17 protein-coding genes are annotated in these 21637 nt (G+C 36.8%); 7 read left to right on the forward strand and 10 right to left on the reverse strand.

Features of this window, described 5'->3' with window-relative positions; translation table 11 throughout:
* Positions 1-68: 68 nt before the first annotated feature.
* Positions 69-824, reverse strand: a complete 756-nt coding sequence (locus tag HCX49_RS11480) for an HmuY family protein (protein WP_132770865.1) — start codon at positions 822-824, stop codon at positions 69-71.
* A 105-nt stretch (positions 825-929) separates the two neighbouring features.
* On the reverse strand, positions 930-3308 hold the full coding sequence (locus tag HCX49_RS11485; protein WP_243655432.1) for a TonB-dependent receptor: 2379 nt from the start codon (positions 3306-3308) through the stop codon (positions 930-932).
* A gap of 337 nt (positions 3309-3645) precedes the next feature.
* On the opposite strand from HCX49_RS11485, the gene HCX49_RS11490 reads away from it, so the two are divergent.
* The 4 genes from HCX49_RS11490 (at position 3646) to HCX49_RS11505 (ending at position 7366) form a co-directional block, all read left to right on the forward strand.
* On the forward strand, positions 3646-4467 hold the full coding sequence (locus tag HCX49_RS11490; protein ID WP_237682782.1) for a hemin ABC transporter substrate-binding protein: 822 nt from the start codon (positions 3646-3648) through the stop codon (positions 4465-4467).
* Between the two features lie 59 nt (positions 4468-4526).
* Positions 4527-5504, forward strand: a complete 978-nt coding sequence (locus tag HCX49_RS11495; protein WP_264599377.1) for a FecCD family ABC transporter permease — start codon at positions 4527-4529, stop codon at positions 5502-5504.
* 23 nt (positions 5505-5527) lie between these two features.
* The gene (locus HCX49_RS11500; RefSeq protein WP_021187834.1) at positions 5528-6337 is read left to right on the forward strand and encodes a heme ABC transporter ATP-binding protein; all 810 of its coding nucleotides are present in this window, start codon (positions 5528-5530) and stop codon (positions 6335-6337) included.
* 66 nt (positions 6338-6403) lie between these two features.
* Positions 6404-7366: a helix-turn-helix transcriptional regulator gene (locus HCX49_RS11505; RefSeq protein WP_132770861.1), complete on the forward strand. Its 963-nt coding sequence runs from the start codon at positions 6404-6406 to the stop codon at positions 7364-7366.
* 410 nt (positions 7367-7776) lie between these two features.
* Here HCX49_RS11505 and HCX49_RS11510 read toward each other — a convergent pair whose 3' ends face one another.
* Positions 7777-8556 (reverse strand): alpha/beta fold hydrolase, encoded by a 780-nt coding sequence (locus HCX49_RS11510; RefSeq protein WP_132770860.1) that lies wholly within the window; start codon positions 8554-8556, stop codon positions 7777-7779.
* 180 nt (positions 8557-8736) lie between these two features.
* Between HCX49_RS11510 and HCX49_RS11515 the strand changes: the two genes are divergently transcribed.
* Positions 8737-9303 carry a Crp/Fnr family transcriptional regulator gene (locus tag HCX49_RS11515; protein WP_132770859.1) on the forward strand — a complete coding sequence of 189 codons (567 nt, stop codon included), beginning with the start codon at positions 8737-8739 and terminating at the stop codon, positions 9301-9303.
* A gap of 196 nt (positions 9304-9499) precedes the next feature.
* Here HCX49_RS11515 and HCX49_RS11520 read toward each other — a convergent pair whose 3' ends face one another.
* Both HCX49_RS11520 and HCX49_RS11525 read right to left on the reverse strand, forming a co-directional pair.
* Positions 9500-10429, reverse strand: a complete 930-nt coding sequence (locus HCX49_RS11520) for a DUF6268 family outer membrane beta-barrel protein (RefSeq protein ID WP_410528503.1) — start codon at positions 10427-10429, stop codon at positions 9500-9502.
* Between the two features lie 53 nt (positions 10430-10482).
* Positions 10483-11232, reverse strand: a complete 750-nt coding sequence (locus HCX49_RS11525; protein ID WP_168127141.1) for a lysophospholipid acyltransferase family protein — start codon at positions 11230-11232, stop codon at positions 10483-10485.
* Between the two features lie 283 nt (positions 11233-11515).
* Here HCX49_RS11525 and HCX49_RS11530 point away from each other — a divergent pair, with 283 nt between their 5' ends.
* Positions 11516-12541 (forward strand): saccharopine dehydrogenase, encoded by a 1026-nt coding sequence (locus HCX49_RS11530; RefSeq protein ID WP_132770857.1) that lies wholly within the window; start codon positions 11516-11518, stop codon positions 12539-12541.
* A gap of 43 nt (positions 12542-12584) precedes the next feature.
* A complete protein-coding gene (locus HCX49_RS11535) occupies positions 12585-13163 on the forward strand; it encodes an NAD(P)H-dependent oxidoreductase (RefSeq protein ID WP_132770856.1) in 579 nt (192 codons plus the stop codon).
* 95 nt (positions 13164-13258) lie between these two features.
* On the opposite strand, the gene HCX49_RS11540 is transcribed toward HCX49_RS11535, so the two are convergent.
* The 5 genes from HCX49_RS11540 to HCX49_RS11560 all read right to left on the reverse strand — a co-directional run bounded on the left by HCX49_RS11540 (position 13259) and on the right by HCX49_RS11560 (position 21634).
* Positions 13259-14683 carry an efflux transporter outer membrane subunit gene (locus HCX49_RS11540; RefSeq protein WP_132770855.1) on the reverse strand — a complete coding sequence of 475 codons (1425 nt, stop codon included), beginning with the start codon at positions 14681-14683 and terminating at the stop codon, positions 13259-13261.
* A gap of 25 nt (positions 14684-14708) precedes the next feature.
* Entirely contained in the window at positions 14709-17897 is a 3189-nt protein-coding gene (locus HCX49_RS11545; protein WP_132770854.1) for an efflux RND transporter permease subunit, read from the reverse strand.
* 20 nt (positions 17898-17917) lie between these two features.
* On the reverse strand, positions 17918-19114 hold the full coding sequence (locus tag HCX49_RS11550) for an efflux RND transporter periplasmic adaptor subunit (RefSeq protein WP_132770853.1): 1197 nt from the start codon (positions 19112-19114) through the stop codon (positions 17918-17920).
* A gap of 78 nt (positions 19115-19192) precedes the next feature.
* A complete protein-coding gene (locus tag HCX49_RS11555; protein ID WP_132771065.1) occupies positions 19193-19792 on the reverse strand; it encodes a TetR/AcrR family transcriptional regulator in 600 nt (199 codons plus the stop codon).
* Between the two features lie 294 nt (positions 19793-20086).
* The gene (locus HCX49_RS11560; protein ID WP_132770852.1) at positions 20087-21634 is read right to left on the reverse strand and encodes a SusD/RagB family nutrient-binding outer membrane lipoprotein; all 1548 of its coding nucleotides are present in this window, start codon (positions 21632-21634) and stop codon (positions 20087-20089) included.
* Between the last annotated feature and the right edge of the window lie 3 nt (positions 21635-21637).

Raw genomic sequence — 21637 nt, forward strand, 5'->3', positions numbered from 1 at the left:
TACCATAAATATTATTTGATAAAATTTATGGCAGAATATACTATTAACGGATAATTAATTTTCATTTTTTAGAGCGTGTTTGTGTTTAACGCCTTACTACCATCCTCTTGTACATAGTATTTGAATGTATAATAGGGAGCTGGCCAGTTCATATTTGTAACGGCAGATGGATTGCCTTTGTAGGCATTGATAAGTTGTAACTTAGCATATTTTCCATCAGGAAGTCGAATGACATATGTTCTGTTAGGTAGCGCTTGCATAATGTGATTGTTCAGGCTATAACGAAACCACCCATCTGAACCTTCTGATGATGCCCATCCGATTTTGTTAACTTCACTTTTATTAAACTCGTCATCCGAAGGAGCGAGGGCGATACTTTGATAGGGTTGTTTGAGTAAAATGACTGCGGTATTGTTAGCCTCTCCTTGATATCCTGGGTTATATTGATATTGCGAATTGTTGACAAAAACTTCGGAATTATAAGGGCCAGTAAAAGCTAAGTCCCAATCTTTGGTTTTTAACCATTGCGCCGAATCTGCTTTTGTCTTAATCCAAATTTGTTTCTGATCCTTGAAACGAAATAAGAAAGTATAAAAGTTGCGTTTTTCTTTACCTTCTGTTCCATCTCCCATAGAAGCATCGGTATCACCTGGAAGATCTTTAATGACGATACTCTTGCCATCTTCAAGTACAATATTATACTCCTTATCCTTGCCACAAGAAGCAATAAGGAGTACGATAACTGTATAGAAAATACAGCGACCTATTTTACTAAAAGAAATCAATATGCTGCATTCAGCTATTATTAGTTTTATTGTATTCATTTTGTAGCAATTTTAATTATAATTCATCTTGAAATGAGGATTATCTACTATTAAAAAATTAGGTTCTGTTATTCTATGCCTACATGGAATGTGATCGGTGAAAACTTATTCTTTGATCCAACGATAACTTAGTCCACCCATAATTATGCGACCTGGTTGTCCCAATAAATACCGGCTAGTAAAATTAAACAGGTTGTCTCCAATGAGACGAAAAGTAAGTTTTCCTTTCATAAGACTTTTTTCAACAGTCATATTTAAAAGAGTGTGGTATGGAATGAAGATATCATTCTTGTCTATGAATTGGTTTCCATTATATTCTTGAAATGGCGTATCTCCTCTGAAATTAATTCTTGCATTGATATTCATATCCCAGGGTTTATATTCATATTGTGTTTTAAAATTGATCATGTGTCTTGATCTATCTTCAATACCCCAATAATCTGATTTTTTACTTTGGCGATATTCTCCTGTTTGCGGATTATTGATTTGATTGTAAGGAAAGTTTCCGCTTGCTATACTGTCTAAGACACTTAAATCTTTTGCAATCAAATATTGATAGCCTACAGAAAACTGTAAAACTTTGTTTGCCTGATAAGTAATTGAAGTTTCGAAGCCTTTGTTCATGGCTTTTGGTAGATTACGGTAACTGTATATTTGAGCCACATTAGTTCCATTACCAACACTGACCGTATTAATTTGATTATTAATGCGATGATAAAATACCGAAATATCAGCTTGAATTTTTTGACTAGCATTCCATGTTAAACCAATATTATTAGATAGGCTAGTTTCCGCTTCCAAATTTCCCGCAACTAAATTTAACATATAGCTATTTTTATAGCTCAATTCACCAGATGCATCCATTGCCGCTATAACATCTGCCACGCGTTCTGTACCAACTACCATATAGTTTGCTGCTGGATTGTAGAATACCTGATACCGCATTTTATAATCAGGAGCTTTAAATCCTGCACCAAACCCTGCTTTGGCAATAAGAGTTGAATTAATATGATATTGTAAGCCAAGACTTGGGCTGAGATGACCATTATAGACATTTGTTTGGTCATAGCGTAATCCCAAAGTGGTCAGTATCCTATCAACAGGTTTCCATTCGGTCTGTAAGTATACAAAACCTGTATTTAACGATCTTTTTGCATCCAGTTTTTGATTATCCATTACCTCTAGACTTCCACCGATACCAGCCGTAAATTTTAGTTTTGTAATAGGACTATAAGCAAACTGTTGTTCTATGCGATGTACATCTTGACCAAATTCTTCAGCGCCGGCGAATACTCCTTGTCGCAGCCACTCTGTAGCCATTTCTGAGTGAAATCTTGAATAATAGTAGCGAGACATACTCCTAATCCCTGATTCAAAGTTATGGTCATAACTCGCGGATATGTTGACATCTTGATCTTTCTGGGTATCTTTCAATATGGTCTGTTCAGACCAGGCATTGATCATCTTTGATACTCGGCCTGCATACCTCGCCGTAATACCGATTGTTCCATTTTTGCTGATACGATAACGTGTGCGTCCTTGAAAACTGTAATTGGTATATGGGGGATAAGTGGTACTATTTGACTCCAGATAGTTTTTGTCAGTATTAAATCCATCAGTGCGGTAGTAGTTTCCGGATAAAACAATACTTCCACGTTGATTGTCAAAAGGTGTTTCAGCTTCTAAAGTTGCATCTACCGTGTTTAATGTGCCATATAGAAATGAAGTGTGTAGCTGTGGCGTCACTGCACCATGTCGCGTAATGATATTAATAGCACCTCCTAAAGCATCACTGCCATAAAGACACGATGAAGCTCCTTTTATAATTTCTATACGTTCTATATTTGTAACTGAAATTCTTGATAAATCAAAATTCCCACTGTTTCTCCCCAACATGGGTTGTCCATCTACTAATACCATCACATAGTTGCTACTAAAACCTTGGATCTGTACCCCGACAGCTCTTGATCCTCCGGCAATGTCATTGACTATGGCAATACCTGTTTGTTCTTTCAATACTTCATCCAGTCGGCGACTCCCCATCAATTCGATTTCACGTTTGGTAATAATCTTAACAGGCATAGCTGCATTTTCGGCTTTAACAAGATTGTCTACCGTTTCCAGTTTACGATTTACCTGTACTTCATCAATATGACGGTTATCAATCTCTAGTATAATATTCAGCTGCTGTTTTTTATCTTCTAGATCAATGGTCTGTTGAAATTTCTTATAACCGAGAGCTTGGACTTCTAAATCATAGCTACCTGCATAAAGCTGATTAAAATAGAAATGGCCAGAAGTATCTGTCTTTATAGCCTTTTTATCAGGATATAAATAAACCGTAACGTTTGGGATCGCTTTGTTAGATTTGTTTTTTACGATGCCACTAATCTGTAATTTATCTTGGGCATGAGTTACTATTAAGTTGCATGCACAAAATATCAGGAGAGAACTAGTTCGTATTAAGGAGCTTTTTGTAAACACTAGGTTATTTTTAATCAATCTAAATAATATTACAAAAAAAGGCAATTGAATTGAACTTTTCTATATGAAAACTGACATTAATTCTATTTAATTCGATTTGAATATATCCTTTTATAACTTTTAAATTGATGTATTTGATTGATTTATAGGGGTGTTTGACTTATTTTTATCTAAAGTGCAAGCAAAAGGTAAATTTAAATTAATTTGTATTTAGACTGATTATTGATTTGTTTTGTGTTGAAAAGCGTTAGATAGTTTTCCTGTCGTGAAGCTTTTAACTTGAATAAAAGAAAAAAGAATGAGTAGATTTTGCTTTATTATAATAATCCATTGTTGTATGTATATTGCTTTTGGTGTTCATGCACAGCAACGGATTATTACATTGAACAGTTCCATTACTGAGACGATATTTGGATTAGGTGTGGGGAATCGTGTTGTTGCTACCGATGTGACCAGTGTCTCACCTATGGCCGCCGCAGCTTTGCCCCGTGTAAGTAAAAATCGTTCAGTTTCAGCAGAGGGATTACTTTCGTTTGAACCGAATATCATCTTAGCAAATGAAGGTGAAGTTCCTGCAGCAATCATTCGACAAGTACGCGCAGCTGGTGTAAAATATATAGCCTTAAAACCCAACTATACAATTCCAGGCGCTTTAAATTATATACAGCAAGTGGCGGATGCCATTAGTCAACCTGAGCTCGGAAAAGGAGTGGTATCCCAAACAAAGTTAAGTTTGAACCGTATTACTGAATTGGTTAAAAGTGAAAATAAAGGTAAAGTTCCTCCAAAAGTTCTTTTTATTTATGCACGTGGTACGGGCACTATGAGTGTCGCCGGTAAGGGGAGTAGTTTAGATGCAATCATCAATTTAGCTGGAGGAAAGAATGCTATTCAAGAGTTTTCTGATTTTAAACCTTATACGACAGAAGCGCTGGTACAGGCCAATCCAGATATAATATTGCTATTCGATTTTGGGGCTAGTAGTTTGGGGGGTGAGGATGCAATTTTAAAATTACCCGGTATGAGAATTACCAATGCAGGAAAAAATAAACGTATTCTCGCGATGAATGCTTCTTTATTAGTCAATTTTAGTAATCGGCTACCTGACGCAATTCTGGAATTGCACAGAGGTTTTGTAAGAATAATGGATTCAAAGTAATCGATGTGTATAAAAGACAGAAGCTAATTTTACTGGCACTTGTATCAATTTTAATTGTCGTGTGTATAATTTCCTTGGGATTAGGGGCTTATTTTATTCCTCCCAGAGATATTTTTTCCTTGTTGATGCAAAAAACGCATTTAGCATCAGCAACACCCATCAACAGTATGCATGAGGATGTCATTTTTGAGATTCGATTACCACGCTTATTGCTGGGAATACTTGTAGGTGCAGCATTAGGTATCTCTGGAGCAGCTATCCAGGGAATATTTCGTAATCCATTAGCAGAACCTGGACTCATCGGTATATCTTCTGGCGCATCGTTATTTGCTGTGATGATCATTGCTTTTGAAACATTGGTTTTCACCTCACTTTCAGCTTGGATCGGTTATTATGTGTTAGCTTTTGGAGCGTTTGCAGGTGCAGGTTTAACAGCATTTTTGGTTTATCGTATAGCTAGTAAAAATGGTAAGCCATCCGTAACAACGATGTTATTGGCTGGAATTGCTATCAATGCTTTTGCTGGTGCACTGACGGGCTTGATGACCTATGTCTCGACCGAGCAGCAATTACGGACCATTACATTTTGGTTGCTTGGTAGTCTGGGTGGAGCTACATGGGAAAATCTATTGGCAGTTGCTCCGTTTATAATTATTCCCTTAATCTGTTTACCTTTTTTTGGAAAATCATTAAATGCATTCGCTCTCGGTGAAATGCAGGCCGATTTATTAGGTGTACAAACCGACCGTATCAAAAGATGGGTTGTAGTCCTTTCAACTTTAGCTGTAGGAGCTTCTGTAGCAGTTTCAGGCATTATCGGTTTTGTGGGATTGATTGTTCCTCATATTATTCGTCTTATAGGTGGGGCAGATCATCGATTTGTTTTACCTGGATCGTTGCTGTTTGGCGCTTTGGTGCTGACGCTAGCAGATGTTATAGCTCGGGTTTCGGTTGCTCCAATAGAGCTTCCAATTGGCGTGATCACCGCCCTATTGGGAACTCCTTTGTTTTTATATATTTTGATAAAGGAAAAATAATTAGTTCAAATATAGGGTCTGTTATGTTACGTGTAGAGAAACTTAATTACGAAATCAAGGGAAGAAAACTCCTGAAAGATGTTACTTTTCAAGTACGGAAGGGAGAGGTATTGGCTGTGTTAGGTGCCAATGGCGCAGGAAAATCTACTTTGATGGGATTACTCTGCGGAGAAAAGAAACCCTGCTCAGGGAGCATTCACTTAAATGGAAAGCTACTGTCGGATTATACTCCATATATTTTGTCACAATGTAGAGCTTTATTGAGTCAGCAACAGCAAATGACTTTAAGTTTTAAAGTCGATGAAATTGTATTAATGGGTCGTTATCCACATTATAAAAATGTACCTCAAGCGCATGATCTCGAAGTTGTAGCCGAAACAATGAAACTTTGTGGTGTAGCATCATTTGCAGACCGTGATTTTCTAAGTTTATCAGGTGGTGAACAGCAACGTGTCCATTTAGCTCGGGTCTTAGCGCAGATATGGGATAATCCAGATGCACTCTTGCTCTTAGATGAGCCTATTTCAGCATTGGATTTACATTATCAGCAGAAAGTTTTAGGTATTGCCAAAGCATTGGCGCGCAAAGGACTCATGGTTATTTTGATCGTACATGATGTTAATTTTGCAGCTACATATGCCAATCGCATTATGATGCTCAAAAATGGCAGAAAGCTATTTGATGGTACGCCAGTGGAGGTTTTGAATAAGAAAGAAATCTATACTATTTTTTCAGTCGAATCAAATGTGACGATGAATCCAAGAACATTGAAACCTTATGTTCAACTTGAAGAAATGCATGTTGAATTTGATAGTTATTTAGAAAGATTATAAATAATTTTAATATTCCAGCTTATTTCATTAATTTTAACTGCGCAAAGCTTATTTTAAACTGTAATCATGTTAGTGAAAAGTAAAATAGTAGAGTTGGAAGATTGGCTTTTTGAGGAAGAAATCCCGGACAGTTATGTGCCAGACAAACCACTGGTTGAAAACAAAACCATTATTGAAATGGGGCCTGTGCATATGGAGAATTTTCAACTTTCAACTTCTGGTCTTTTTATATTACATTCTAAAATGAACTTCGATAGACCTGTACAGATCCTCACTGAAATAGAAGGTGAAACGATTACAAGTCAATTTATATTTTTTAAACCAAAAGATGCAAAAATGCCCTATGGCATGAGTAGACATAATATTCGTTACATTCCTTCTGTGCGAACAACCCATCAAGTAGAACCTGGTATTGAATATATTTATTTTATAGCAGTTATATCTAAAGAATATTACCTCAATTTAATTAAGAGAGATTCATTGCTCCATCAGCAGTTTGTGCATGAGATCGAAAAAGGGCAATATGCTTCATTTTCTGAAGAAGATCTTGTTGCTACTTACGAAATGCAACATACCATTTCTGAATTAATTGAATCAAAGAAAAAAGGAGAAATAAGAAGATTACATACCGAGTCTCGGATTGTTGAATTGCTGATGTACCAATTTGAACAGTACAACGAACAAAAAGGAAATACGGATTCTTTATTTCATGAGGAAGATATTCAACGGCTTGAAATGGCACGACACATCCTGGAGCAACGTATCGCAAATCCACCGACCCAAAAAGAACTGGCTGCAGAAGTGTTAACCAGTGAAAGTAAACTGCGTAAAGATTTTAAAGAATATTTCTCAGTTACTATTCACGATTATCTAACACGTGTACGTATGGAAAAAGCTAAAAATTATTTGTTAGCGGATAAAAAGACAGTATATGAAGTAGCATTGTTGACGGGGTATGGACATCAAAATAACTTCAGTAGCGCATTTAAAAAATATTACGGTATTTCTCCCGGAGAATTAAAAATGTAAGCACTTTTCAGCTAGACTTTCTTGTACACATGTGATGAGCTGATCTATATCTTATAAAGATTTTATTGAGTCATAATAGAGGGTTTCTAGAGGGTTCGTAGAGGTAAAGCTCTATATATCCTCTATTTTATCTCTATGTAATATCTGTATAATTACTTCACTAGTCTTAGTTAAATAGGAGTATATCTTAATGCGTGTCTAACAATATTAAAATCAGAACCAGAAGAATGATTTTGGTATTCAAGAAGGAGTACTTTTGATAAGAGACTAAATTTTTAGGTGTATACTTGATGAAGAGATGAAGAATAATACTATAAAGCCTCTTGATTTTTTCAAGAGGCTTTATATTTTACTAGAATTTCCTGTTTTGGAAACCTTTTTTAGAAAAGAAAGTTATAAGAAACTTCTTTTTATTGATTTAAAAACTCGGCAACAAAAGCATCAAATGCTTGTGGGTTTTCTGCCTGCACCCAATGTCCTGCATTAGGGATTGTTTTTATTATGGCTTTTGGAAACTGCTTTTCGATAGTTGCTTTGTCTTCGGGCAGGATGTATTGTGACTTTTCACCAGCCAAAAATAAAGTAGGTCCTTTAAATATACCTGATTTGACACCTACTGTGATAAACGAAGTGTATTTACCTTTCAGAACGTCTAGATTGAAACGCCACCCTAGACTTCGGTCTTCTTTGATATACACGTTCTTCAATAAAAACTGGACAACTCCTGGTTCTTTAATATAGTGCTCAAGTGCTATCTGTACGTCTTTACGATTTTCGACAGTTTCAATATTAACGGCACTTAGTGCATTGAATATATCTTCATGATGCGGAGGGTAGGATTTGGGGGCAATATCAGCTACAATCAATTTAGCTACTTTTTCAGGATGATCTATAGCAAATTGCATGGCAACTTTACCACCTAATGAATGTCCAATAAGATCAATTTGATCCGCTCCAATAGATGCGATATAGGCAGATAGATCATCAACCATAACTTCGATAGACATCTCTTCACTATGAAAACTGCGCCCATGATTACGAAGGTCCAAAAGATGCACTTGTCTTTTTTCTCCAAAATTGCGGCCAAATGTTCCCCAATTATCGGACATGCCAAATAAGCCGTGTATAACTACTAACGGAATACCCGCGTTTTCTGCTCCATATATCTTGCTGTACTGTAGTTCTTCCAATGTATATTCTGTTTTAATGAGTCTTCTGTTATTGATTCAAAATTACAAAAAATAAATTTTATAGGCTTAAATGTAAAACGAATAACTATAGCGCATGAATAGATCTATCTGCAAAAGATAAAATGTAGCTTTGTAATAATAATTTTGTTAGAACGTACTGAAATTAGATATAGAGCATAAATGATAGCAGCATTTTTTCGTGATTTTGGAATTTTTTCGGAAGAGGAGATTGCACAAGTTCTTCAACTTTTTACGATCAGAAAGTTGAGTAAAGGAGATTATTTTGCTCGTGAGCATGAAAAAAGTAATGAAGTGGCATTTATTCGATCTGGAATCTTTCGCTCCTTTTATACAACTCCCAATGGTGACGATATTACTTATTGTTTTCGATTTCCAAATGATCTTATGGCGGCCTATTCTTCTTTTATAACTGGTGGTCCTAGTGTGGAAGCCATACAGGCTATTGTGCCGACAGAATTATATGTGATTCAGAAAAATAAACTTGATCAATTGGTTCTTGAGAAGCCGATATGGACTATGTTTCTTAAGATTATAGCAGAACAGCAATATCTAGAATTGGAAAAAAGGGTTTTTCAATTGCAGAAGGAAACTGCCGCCCAACGTTATGCATCGTTGCTCAAAAATCAACCAGAATTTATCTTGCAAATCCCATTACATTATCTCGCTTCCTACCTTGGTATTACGCAAAGACATCTGAGTCGTATACGAAAAGAGATTACTTCTTAGTCACTAATGTGATATTGATTTATCAATGTGACCTTAACGAATAAAAAGCAATCAATAAGGTTTAGATGGGTATAATAATAATTTTTAGAGGCATGTTATAACTATTTTTTGTCTTGTATCTTTGAATATAGATTGCTTCTTAAAATATGTTGAAGGGTCAGATTTATAGTAATAATATCTGACTCCTTTTGCTTTATTATAAATTCATCTTTAAACCTGCCGATGCATAGGGAGATGCTCTGAAATAATACTCTTTATCTTGAAACATACTTTTCAATGTTCTATCTGTGATCTGAGCTGGTCGCCACAGATTCATACCAACGGTTAGCGGTATTGATATCTTTTTTCCTATTTTTATTTCTGGGCGAAAACCCGCAATCATATATAAATGTGAAAACATTTTATCTTTTCCTTCTTGTTGTAGAAGAGCTGTCTGGCCATTCATTTCTGCGATAAGATTTAACCGGAAATTTTTCGTCAAATCATATCCTACGGATAACTCTAAGCCCTGCATAAGAGCTATCTTTACAGCATATTTCCCCTCAGTTTTCCAGTTGAGATAAAGGGCAGGAAAGACCATTGGGAAACCAAAAGAATTGTTGACCATAATACCACCGCCTAAATCCAAATTTGGTTTTAAGTGACGAATGAAAACAGTTCCGACATTGCCAAGTACATTTTTGAATCCTGCTTTTGAAAAATCAGTATTAGACATAAAAATACCTCCACCGATAGTCGCCAGTATAGACCACCGGTCGTTCAAAGGTCTTAAATGAGTTAGATTCATCCCAATATTTAATATTTCATCTACCACTAAGGGCGCTGTAAAGTTTTTATTGGCCAGCTTTGCATAAACACCATTTGCACTTATAGCCCAGAGTGTGGGACGTTTATTTTCGTTCAATTTTAAAGATAGAGGAATCGTCATGTTAGCCTGGTGAACCATAGCAGCACCTTGACTATCACCTACTTTTTCGCTTTTTTCGTTCTCTGATTTTCGGTAGTCCGATTTTCCAATATATTCGGTTTTCATTTCTATTTGTACTTGTGCCTCCACAAATTGGCAGTAAATAACCATTATAAATACGCAAAGCACTGTTTTTTTAATTTCAAAATTTCTGATCATATGAAGTATCTAAATTTTATTAAGACAATTGGTAGGCACTCTACCCTTTATTTTTATTTCCAACGGCGATGTGTCCACAACCACCAACTAGGGTCTTTTTGTATGCTTTTTTCCAGCATGAACGCAAATTGCCTAGTTATGAATCCTTCAGAAGTTGATGCCGCATGATCACATATAGGTGTAATATCAAGTTCCCACACTTGTTTATTTAAGGGGTGTAAGGAAACATATCCTACAGATGTATTTAGTTGCCTTGCTAGCTTTTCGGCACCAGAAAACATGAAGGTAGTTTGTTGTAAAAACTCAACAGCAATTCCATTGTCATGTCCAGGAAATTGATCTGCAATAAATAATGTAATGGAAGGAGTTTGTTTTTCCCGTAAAAGTATCCTTAATGCATGTTGAGCAGGCAACAGGCGCATACCATGTTTGGTCCTTTTTTTATAACTTAAATAATTTAAAAATCTGTTTTTTAAAGGTTTATATAGAGCTTGTGTAGGTATGTTTGTAAATTGTGGTATTTTCGTTATCAGCTCCCAATTTCCGTAATGACCTAATAACAGTATAGCTTGACTTCGTTGTTTTTGGAGCCTATTGATCGTTTCAAGGGCTGATTCTGATAAATGTAATTTTACCTGACGAGGATGAAAATTTTCCCATATAATACGGGCAAGATTTTGGTAGAAATTATGACGATGTATGTTAATTTCCTGATAGGACAAGTGAGGGAAGGCGCGAGCGAGATTTTGTACGCATACGCTTAGCCGATATTTACAAACTTGTCCAATGAAATAACCTAACATATTGATTGTTTTTAATGTTCCGAGAAATTTTAATACTATGCCGTAATTTGTAGAAAAACTAAATCCTATTATTTCAGTACTTCAACAAGTATCCCTTTTTATATCTGACAACCGGATGCTCCCTTACCCTTATTAATTTTTGAAAAAGAAGAGTTCTGAGATTAATTTAATACTAACCAGAAATTAATCTTTATAGTCAGAACTGTTCTTATGTCACAATTACCTTTTAGACATATGTCCTGTAGAGGTTAAGTTTTCAGCGATATTTTTGTATAAAAAAAATATGCAAAAGAATATCTTAATTATTGGAGGTAAAGGATTGGTAGGGAAGACTATTTATCGGATACTTAAATCCAGAAATCCTGATGCTGACCTCTTCGTGGGAAGTCGGAAAGCTACTGTGGAAAATAATGAACTAACGATTGATGTCAACCAACCAGATACTTTTCAGTCTATTTTAGATAAAAAAATAGATATTATTGTGTTGAGTGTAAATGATAACGAAGACAATGTTTTACATTTTGCGGTTAAACACCATTTGGATTATATTGATATTACAAAACCAACTCCAGCATTGATGAAAGCCTACCACTCGCTCGTAGGTCATGATATCAATAGCCGGATTGTATTTGCATCGGGTTGGATGGGAGGAATAATTGCTGGTTTGATCAAGGCGAATGTAAACAGCATGACTGATATTGAAAAAGTTGATGTAGCCGTTTACTATTCTGTTAAAGATCTTGCAGGAGAAAGTTCAGCTCATTTTATGGCAGAAAATGTTGCCAAACCTTTTGTCCGATACCAGAACAATGAGCCCGTACAGATTAAACATTTTTTGGATACCGATTATTTTAATTTTGGGTTTGGAATCGGCCGTCGGCAAGTTTATAATTTCGACGTACCGGATTTGTATATCCTTAATAAAGTTGAAAAAATCTCAGATGTCTCTGTCAAGATGACCTATAATTCTAAATTTATAACCTGGTTATTAGGGACGATGCAACAATTCGGAATTTTTAATAAGCTGTCTCTTAATACTAGGAAGAAAGTTTTCGGATCGAGTGGAAATGGAGATTTAGCAGTCTTCGAAATTACGGTAGCAAATACTGATGGAAAATTTAAGAAAATTAGTGTACTCAGTGAGAAAGGGCAGGCTGAATTGACTGCCTTATCAACAGTTATACATATTGAATCTCTTTGCAAAAATGTTTTTAATAATCGTGTCTATTTTGCGCATGAATTGCATAAAAAACAGGATTTGCAGCAACAATTAATGGAATATAAAACCATTAATGTAAAAATATATTAATGGATGTGGCTAAAATGTAGTGTTTACAAATTTAATTACGCTAATGAAAAATATAGTAATTATCAATGGACATCCTAATAAAGATGCGCTAAACTTTGCTCTTGTAAAAGCCTATATTGAAGGAGCCGAACAATCAGGAGCCGAAATAAAAGAGATTACAATTGCAGATATGGAGTTTAATCCTAATCTCCAATATGGTTATCACAAACGTATGGACCTAGAACCAGATTTAATCAAAGCTTGGGAAATGATTTTGTGGGCAGATCATCTTGTATGGGTACATCCGGTATGGTGGGGCGGATTGCCAGCCTTAATGAAGGGATTTATAGACCGTTTGTTTTTACCAGGTATGGCTTTTAAGTATCGACCTAATTCAATATTTTGGGATCGACTGCTGAAAGGTAAGACTGGGCATATCATTACGACATTGGATCAGCCGGGCTGGTATTACCGTCTTATCTATGGAAGACCAAGTATCAATCAATTGAAAAAATCAACACTACAGTTTTGTGGTGTTACTCCAATAAAGGTAAGCTACATCGGTATTGTAAAAACAGCTGATGAAAATTTGCGGAAAAAGTGGATCGAAAAGGTTAAGAGGTGGGGAAAAGATAATCTGTAGAATTAATAATTTTTAAAAAGGGCTATATAAGTTTTAAAAATAACAAAGAAGCAGGTCTATTAAACTTGCTCCTTTGTTATACTTGTATATGTTAATTATTGATTCCAGCCACCACCTAGTGATCGGTATAAATCGACAACAGCAGCAAGTTCTGCCTTCTTAACTTGTGCAAGTTCCAATTCACTTTGTAGCATATTGCTTTGAGCTGTGATGACTTCCAAGTAAGTTGCCATTCCGGTTTCGAAAAGCACATCGGCATGTTGAATAGCTTTCTTCAATCGATTGGTTCTTTCTAAAGTGATGCGTTGCTTTTCTTTTAATTTCTGTATTGAAATTAAAGCATCAGATACTTCACCAACTGCTGTGATCACTGTTTGTTTAAATCGGATAACATTTTTTTCTTGATCAATTTGTGCGATTTCGTATTGTGTTTTTAGTTCACGACGTTGAAATATAGGCTGGGTAATACTTCCTGCGACGGCACCAAATAGGGAAGCTGGTATGTTGAACCAATTGCTGCTTTTGAAAGCATTGATTCCAGCTTCGGCACTGATAACTAAGGAAGGATACATCCTAGCTTTAGCATATTGTTGATAGGCTTTGGAACTGGTAACAGCAAGTTCTGCTTGCTTAACATCAGGTCTACGGCTCAATAAATCGGCAGGTACACCCGCAGACCAATTGTCAGGAAGTTGAATATTTGCCAGTTTTTCTTTGATTTTAATCTCCTGCGGTAGTCGACCACTCAACGTTTGAATGGCATTCTCCTGTAAATGGATCTGCTGCTCAAAATCTGGAATAAGACTGGCCGCAGCAAGACGTTGCGCATCCACTTGCTCTACAGCCAACATACTGATGTCACCAACTTCGTATTGTTGTTGGACAATGCGTAAGGTACTGTCGCTAAGACGTAGATTTTGCTGTGCAATCTCATGTAGCTGATAAAGCATAAGCAACTGGTAATATCCCTGTGCTACTTGAGAAATCAGTTGTGTCTGTACAGCTTTTTTTGCTTCTTCGGTCTGTAAATAAGAAGCTAATGCTACGGTATTTTGACTCTTGATCTTTCCCCATAGATCGGCTTCCCACGATAGTCCTAACGATGCTGTATAATCTTCAACATGATTTTGACCTAGAAATTGTCCTAGACTCAACCCATTCATACTATTATTGGATGGATTAGTACTGTTTGCTTTTATCTGCAATTGCAAATTTGGCAAATAGTTAGCCTTAGCTTGTTTTAACATCAGCTGCGATGACTCGATGTTTTTGATGGCGAGTTGCATGTCTACATTTTGATGGATGGCACTATCAATCAGAACTTGTAAAATAGGGTCTTGAAAGAAGTCTCTCCATGGAATGGAACCGATGCTCGTTTCTTTTACTCCTTCTTCTTGATCACGAAACTGTGTAGGAAGGGCAGGAGCAAGATCCTTGTTGCTGATCAGTTTATCGGTTTTACAAGACCATACAACAAGGGGTAATATGAAAGCCATCAGTATGTTTACTTTTATATTCATGTATTTCAATTTTGTCATTGTTTCACTAAACATTAGTATGTGCGGGTACCCTAACCACTTCTGGTTGGTCCAATTCTTGTTTTTCCGTAGGATTTGGACTTACTTTCTCTTGTATATATTGGAAGAAAATAAAAAGTACCGGAATGATAAATAGGCCAAGTACAACTCCACTGAGCATACCGCCTGCAGCGGCAATACTAATAGAGTGATTTCCTTGCGCTGAAGGACCAACTGCCGTCATCATTGGGATCATTCCTACGATAAAAGCGAGAGAGGTCATAATGATAGGCCTCAGACGTAGTTTTGCAGCTTTTAGAGCAGCACTTGCAATCGAAAGTCCTCGTTTACGTCCCTGAATAGCAAATTCAACGATAAGAATGGCGTTTTTGGCTAATAAGCCGATCAGCATAACCAAGGCAACCTGAACATAAATATTATTGGATATATCTGTTAGACTAATCGCAGCAAATACGCCGAAGATTCCTGTTGGAATAGATAGGATAACTGCTAATGGAATGATATAACTTTCATATTGTGCAGCAAGCAGGAAGTAAACAAATATCAAACACAAGATGAAAATAAGAGTAGACTGTCCACCCGAAACAATTTCCTCTTTTGTCATACCCGAGAATTCATAAGTATATCCTGTAGGGAGGTGCTGTTTTGCTACCTCTTCTACCGCACGAATAGCATCTCCTGAACTGTATCCAGGTTTTGGAATCGCATTGATACCAATAGAATTGAATAGGTTATAGCGTGATGCTGTCTCCGGACCATATACACGTGTCATGGTAACCAGCGTATTGATAGGAACCATATCTCCCTGACGATTTTTAACGAAAATCCCGTCCATAGAAGAGGGCTCGGTACGGTCTTGTACGTCAGCCTGAACCATGACGCGGTAATACTTACCGAATCGGTTAAAGTCTGAAGCCTGCGAGCTTCCGAAGTATGCCTGCATGGTCTGCAAAATACTTTTGGTACTTACACCGAGCTGTTCAGCCTTTATGTCATCAACCTGCAGTTCGAACTGCGGATAGTCGGCTTTGAATGTGGTAAAGGCCATCATAATTTCAGGACGTTGCATCAGTTCTCCAATAAACTGTTGTCCTACAGTACTAAATTTACCCAGTTGGCCACCAGTTCGATCTTGTAAAACCATATCAAGTCCATCAACATTACTAAATCCAGGAACAGTTGGGAAAGTAAAGACGAAAAAATTAGCACCTTTAATTTTAGATAATTTCTGGTTAACATCAGCCATAATAGCATTGATATCTTTTATAGCTCCCCGTTCTTTATGTGATTTAAGTAAGATAAAAGCCACACCAGCAGATGGGCTAGTTGACTGTGTCAAAATATTGAAGCCGGCTAAAACATTCAATGTTTTTGTAAAATCGGCATGTTGCAACTGTTGTTCTGCTTCGGCTAATGCGCTTGATGTACGGTCTAAAGATGCTCCTGCTGGCATTGAAAGAGATATTGCAATAAAACCCTGGTCTTCCGAAGGAATAAAACCAGTTGGAGTCTTGCGAATCATGACAACAGTAAGCAGTAATATCACGCCCAAAGCACTAAATGCAATCCATTTGTAACGAATTAAGAAACGCAGACTACCGATATAGTTTTTAGTTAATCGATCAAAACCGACATTAAATCCAGCAAAAAAGCGTTCTTTAAAGTTGAGTTGCTTTTTATCAGATTGGTTATGATGCGTAGGCTTTAAAAAAAGTGCACAGAGTGCCGGGCTCAAAGTCAACGCATTGATAGCTGAAATAACAATAGCAATGGCCAAAGTAAAAGCAAACTGCCGATAAAATACGCCTGTTGATCCCTCCATAAATCCGATTGGAAGGAATACCGCCGACATAACTAATGTAATGGAAATAATGGCTCCTGTGATTTCACTCATGGCCGATGTTGTGGCCAGTTTTGGAGACAGATGTTCATTCTCCATCTTAGCATGTACAGCTTCGACGACGACAATAGCATCATCGACCACAATACCGATGGCGAGGACAAGTGCAAATAGTGTCAGCAAGTTGATCGAGAAGCCGAATAACTGCATGAAGAAGAAGGTTCCGACGATCGCTACAGGAACTGCGATGGCAGGAATCAGTGTTGATCTAAAATCTTGTAAGAATAGGAATACGACTAAAAATACCAGTATAAAAGCTTCTATTAAAGTATGTTTAACTTGGTCTATGGATTGATCCAAAGCATCTTTCGTATTATAAAGCACTAAGTATTTGACCCCTTTTGGAAAACTTAATGATGCTTTTTCCATAAACTCCTGGATCGCAATCTGAATTTCATTGGCATTGGAACCTGCCAATTGCATTACACCGATATTAAGTCCAGGTTTACCATTGATTCGAGTGTGGCTGGCATAGGTATAAGAACCCAATTCAACACGGGCAACATCCTTAAGTCTTAAAACCGAACCATCTGTATTAGAGCGAATAATAATGTTTTCGTAATCGCTTGGCTGGTTAAGTTTTCCTTTGTATTTGATAACAAATTCGAAAGCCTCTTTACTGCTTTCTCCGAATTTTCCGGGAGCTGCTTCAACGTTTTTATCCTGAATGGCCGCCATGACTTCCTCTGGTGTCAGTTTGTAAGTCGCCATCTGATTAGGCTTGAGCCATACACGCATCGAATAATCTTTACTTCCGCCAAAGGGCAAAGCTTGTCCTACTCCGGGGATACGTTTAAGTTCAGGAATAATATTGATCTGCGCATAGTTGGTAATAAAAGTTTGATCATATTTGCTTTCATCTTCCGTATAAAGATCTAATACCATGATCAGACTGTTTTGCTGCTTGGCGGTTGTGATCCCCGCCTGTACAACTTCGCTTGGAAGTTGGCTGGTGGCTTGTGAAACACGATTTTGGACATTGACTGCAGCCTGGTCCGGATCAGTTCCTAATTTGAAATAAACGGTAATCATGAGAGAACCATCATTACTGGCTGTGGAACTCATGTAACTCATATTTTCCACTCCATTGATGGACTCTTCAAGAGAGGGGGCTACAGCACGGAGTACCGTTTCGGCATTTGCTCCGGGATAAAGTGCCGTAACTTGCACCGCTGGTGGAGCAATATCGGGAAACTGTTGCAAAGGAAGTTTTAGGATCCCGATGATCCCCAATATGACGAGCAGAATGGAGATAACTGTAGCAAGTACGGGTCTTTCTATAAATTTTTTAAACATTTTGTTTATCGTATTATGTTTTAGTTGATGCTGTCTTTAGGTAGTGCTTGTGGGGTGATCACTTGACCATCTTGAAGCAAATCAATTCCCTTATATACGATACGGTCTCCTTCTTTAAGGCCGTTACTAACGAGGTAATTGGATCCGCTTTTGCCGATGACTGTGATAGGCTGTTGCACTACTTTGTTTTCTTTGTTAACAGTATAAACGAAAATTTTATCCTGCATCTCGAGGGTTGCCATTTGTGGTACCAATAGCGTATTGTCATATTTTTTCTGCAATCGTACACGTCCCGTATTTCCATTTCTTAAAACACCTTCGGGATTCTTGAAAGTAGCACGTAAAGTAATGGCTCCGGTGTTTTTGTCAAATTGACCGTCCACCATATCGATCTTACCAGTTTGATCATATATACTTTGATCAGATAGCACTAAGTTAATCGGAGGAAGATTGTTTAATTTTTGTTGTAAATTGCTTCCTGCTGTGTTGTTTTTGAATGCAATGAAATCATTCTCGCCTAGAGAAAAATATACATGTAGATCCTGTACATCAGACAGAGCCGTTAATGGTTGTGCATCAGATGGGCTAACCAAACTTCCTTGCTTTTTTTGCAATCTTCCGATAAAGCCATCAGATGTGGCACGGATCAACGTATATCCAACATTTATTTTAGCGGATTCAATTGCTGAAATCGCAAGTTGAACATTTGCTTCTGCTGCATTTCGGGCGCTGATTGCTGTTTTGAGTTGGAAATCTGTCAATACCTTATTATTGACTAACCGTGTCTTTTTCTCTACTTCTAAAGACGCATTTTCTAATGCTGCACGGGCAGATAGTAAATTAGCTTTCGCTTGATTAAGTTGCTCTTGATAAGGACGATCATTAATTTTGAAGAGTGCCTGACCTTTCTTAACTTTTGCTCCTTCATCGACAAAAATACGGTCCAAAATACCTTCTACCTGAGGTCTGATTTCAATGTTGGCCGATGCTTCGATGCTAGCAGGATATTCCTGATAGACTGTTTCCTCACCGTTTGATATGGTCATTACCGGTAAGTTAGCAGGGGGAGGAGGTGCTGGTTTGCTTGTTCCTGTGGTACAGCTGTACAGGAAAATTGCAGGTAAAAAATAAAGCGCCTTTACTACATTAAGTTGTTTAACACTGTTAAGTGATAAGACGTAAATTCTCTTAAAATCCAGTAATAGATGTGTTTTCATGTTATATTAAAAAATTGAGGTATGGTATATTTAACGCTGTTAAATCCTTTAACGTTGTATTATTTAAGGTAAAAAAAACTAATCAGTAAGCGAACGTGTAATTCCGTAAATCGCGTCTTTTAAAACTTGTTGGTTGGTAATATCTCCATTACCTTGATTCACCAGATTGATCGATATTAATCCATGTATAATAGACCAGTATGTAAAGTACTTTCTGCAGATCAGTTCTTCCGAAGGATTTTTTTCTTTCATAATTTCTCGGATAACATCACTGATCATCTTCCCGTGTGATTCAGCACATTTATATGTTTTTTCAAAACCACAGCAGGCAGTTCCGACACCAAACATTAATTGATAAAGTTCACGTTCCTCGAAGGCAAAATCCCAATAGCTAAACCACATAGTTTCCAATTGTTTTTCCAGATTTGTTTCTGTAGATTTTGCTTCTTTTACTTTTTGGGCAAGGAGCCTGTAACCTTGGTTAGCAAGTTCTGTTAAGATAGCATCTTTGTTTGCAAAATATTCATAAATCATGGGTGCCGTATATTCGATGATATCGGCGATCTTACGCATGCTCAATGCTTGCCATCCCTCTTCTTTTACAATCTGAAGAGAGGCGTCAAGAATATTGCTTCTATTTTCGTCTTTAAGACGTTGTATGCGATCTTTACTAGCCATGCCTGATAAGCATAAATGATTTAACAGTGTTAAGACAAAATTCTGATTTTTACTTTTTATTTGTGACATATCAAAGTCATTAAATAAAAAAGAGTAATAAACCATTGTTCATTTAAGATAAACCTGCTTTTGTTATCATTTTTATTGATTTTATGAGAAAGATCATATAAACTAGTGAAAAATATATTTTTTAAAATTCATAGATCTGATAGATAGATGTTTAGAAAATATGCTTAAATAAAACAAAGCCATACCTTTTCAGATTGGCTTTGTTTTAAGAAAATTAGGAATCACTTATTTGTTCCACCATAATTTCTTCGTAATCACATCATCGCCCTGTTGTGCAAGCGAAGCCTGATAGTTGACTTTATTGGTGCTTTGCTCTTTAATCGGGTAAACCAAACGACTAGGGATAGCATCTCCGATTTCAGGATTGAAAGTGTAGATAACAGGCTTTCCATCTACAGTACCACTCCATACCACATCTCCCTTTTTAATTAAGAATAAAGGATAACCGGTACGTCTTACTTCAGACCATGATTCAACGCTTTGATTGAATAAAGCTAAATATTTTTGTGATAGTACGCGTTCTTTATTAGCTGCAGGCAGCTTGTCTAAGTAAGCAGTAATGTCGGATGCAGCCACCCCCCATTTCTCTAAGGATGCACGTGTACCATTGATATATTGAGTTTGATCCCAATTGTTGTTCTCGGATAATAAGAAGGCAACTTCTGCATACTCCAATAATACCTCAGCATAATCTGCTGCATTGATAATATCTCCAGGTAAAGAAATCTTGTCTAGGGGAAATAAATTGCCGGCAGCTAAAGGTAATCCATATGGCTGGCCAAAATAGCTACCATTTTCAGTCGTTGGTTTTGCATATTTAGTTAGTCTAGGATCTACGATTGTAAATGGACCTCTTTTCCCTTGTAAAGCTTCTACGATGACATTAGAAAGCGCAAAATCTTTTCTATTTGCCGTAACTGTGGCGCGGTATAATGGTGCTTCATTTGGTGAAGTTTTTGAATACTTAAATGTCGCATTGTCACTATTGGAAGTGAATACGCCTTTTTTTATAGCATCATTAATATGAATGCTTGCTAAGTTGGCATCTTTTGTTTTGATGCGTGTCGCTAAACGTAAACGAAGAGAATTCGCAAATTTAGCCCATTTTCCATTATCACCTTTATAAATAACATCAGACGTACCAAAAGTTTTATCCCCTTGGTATTTGATTAAAGTATCTGCAGCCTGTTGCAATTCAGTGAGGATATCCTTGTAAATCTTTTCTTGACTAGCATATTTTGGAGTCAAGTTATCCGGATTCTGTTGCAAAGCCTGAAAATCTGGATCAGCGTTACCAAAGGATTGATACGGAATATTACCAAACACATCAGTTAATGAGTGGAAAGCATAAGATTTTAAAATGCGCGCAATGGCAATTTGATTGACATTGCTACCTGCTGTTCCTGCTGAAGCAGTTGCTTTCGTTTTTTCATCTGAATTGAGGTTAATAATTTCATTCAGGTTATTTAGTGATTTATAAGTTGCTGTCCAATAATTATCTGAGTAATTTGTTGGTATTTGATAGCGAGACTGATCGGTGTAAATATTTTGTGCAAAGTATTGCGAAAATAATTGTGCCCCTCTTAAACTGATATCTTCGCTGCGTAGCGCATTCACTAATTGTTTTTCGGCCGTCACTAGTAATGTCGGTGTTGTTACAAAAGTGGGACGATTGGGATCGGTATTGATCTCTGCAAATTTAGACTTCGAACATGAAGATGCAACAATTGAAATACCGATTACTGAAGTATATAATATATTAATTATTTTCATTTT

The organism is Sphingobacterium sp. B16(2022) (genome assembly GCF_012030425.1).
Lineage (GTDB): Bacteria > Bacteroidota > Bacteroidia > Sphingobacteriales > Sphingobacteriaceae > Sphingobacterium > Sphingobacterium anhuiense.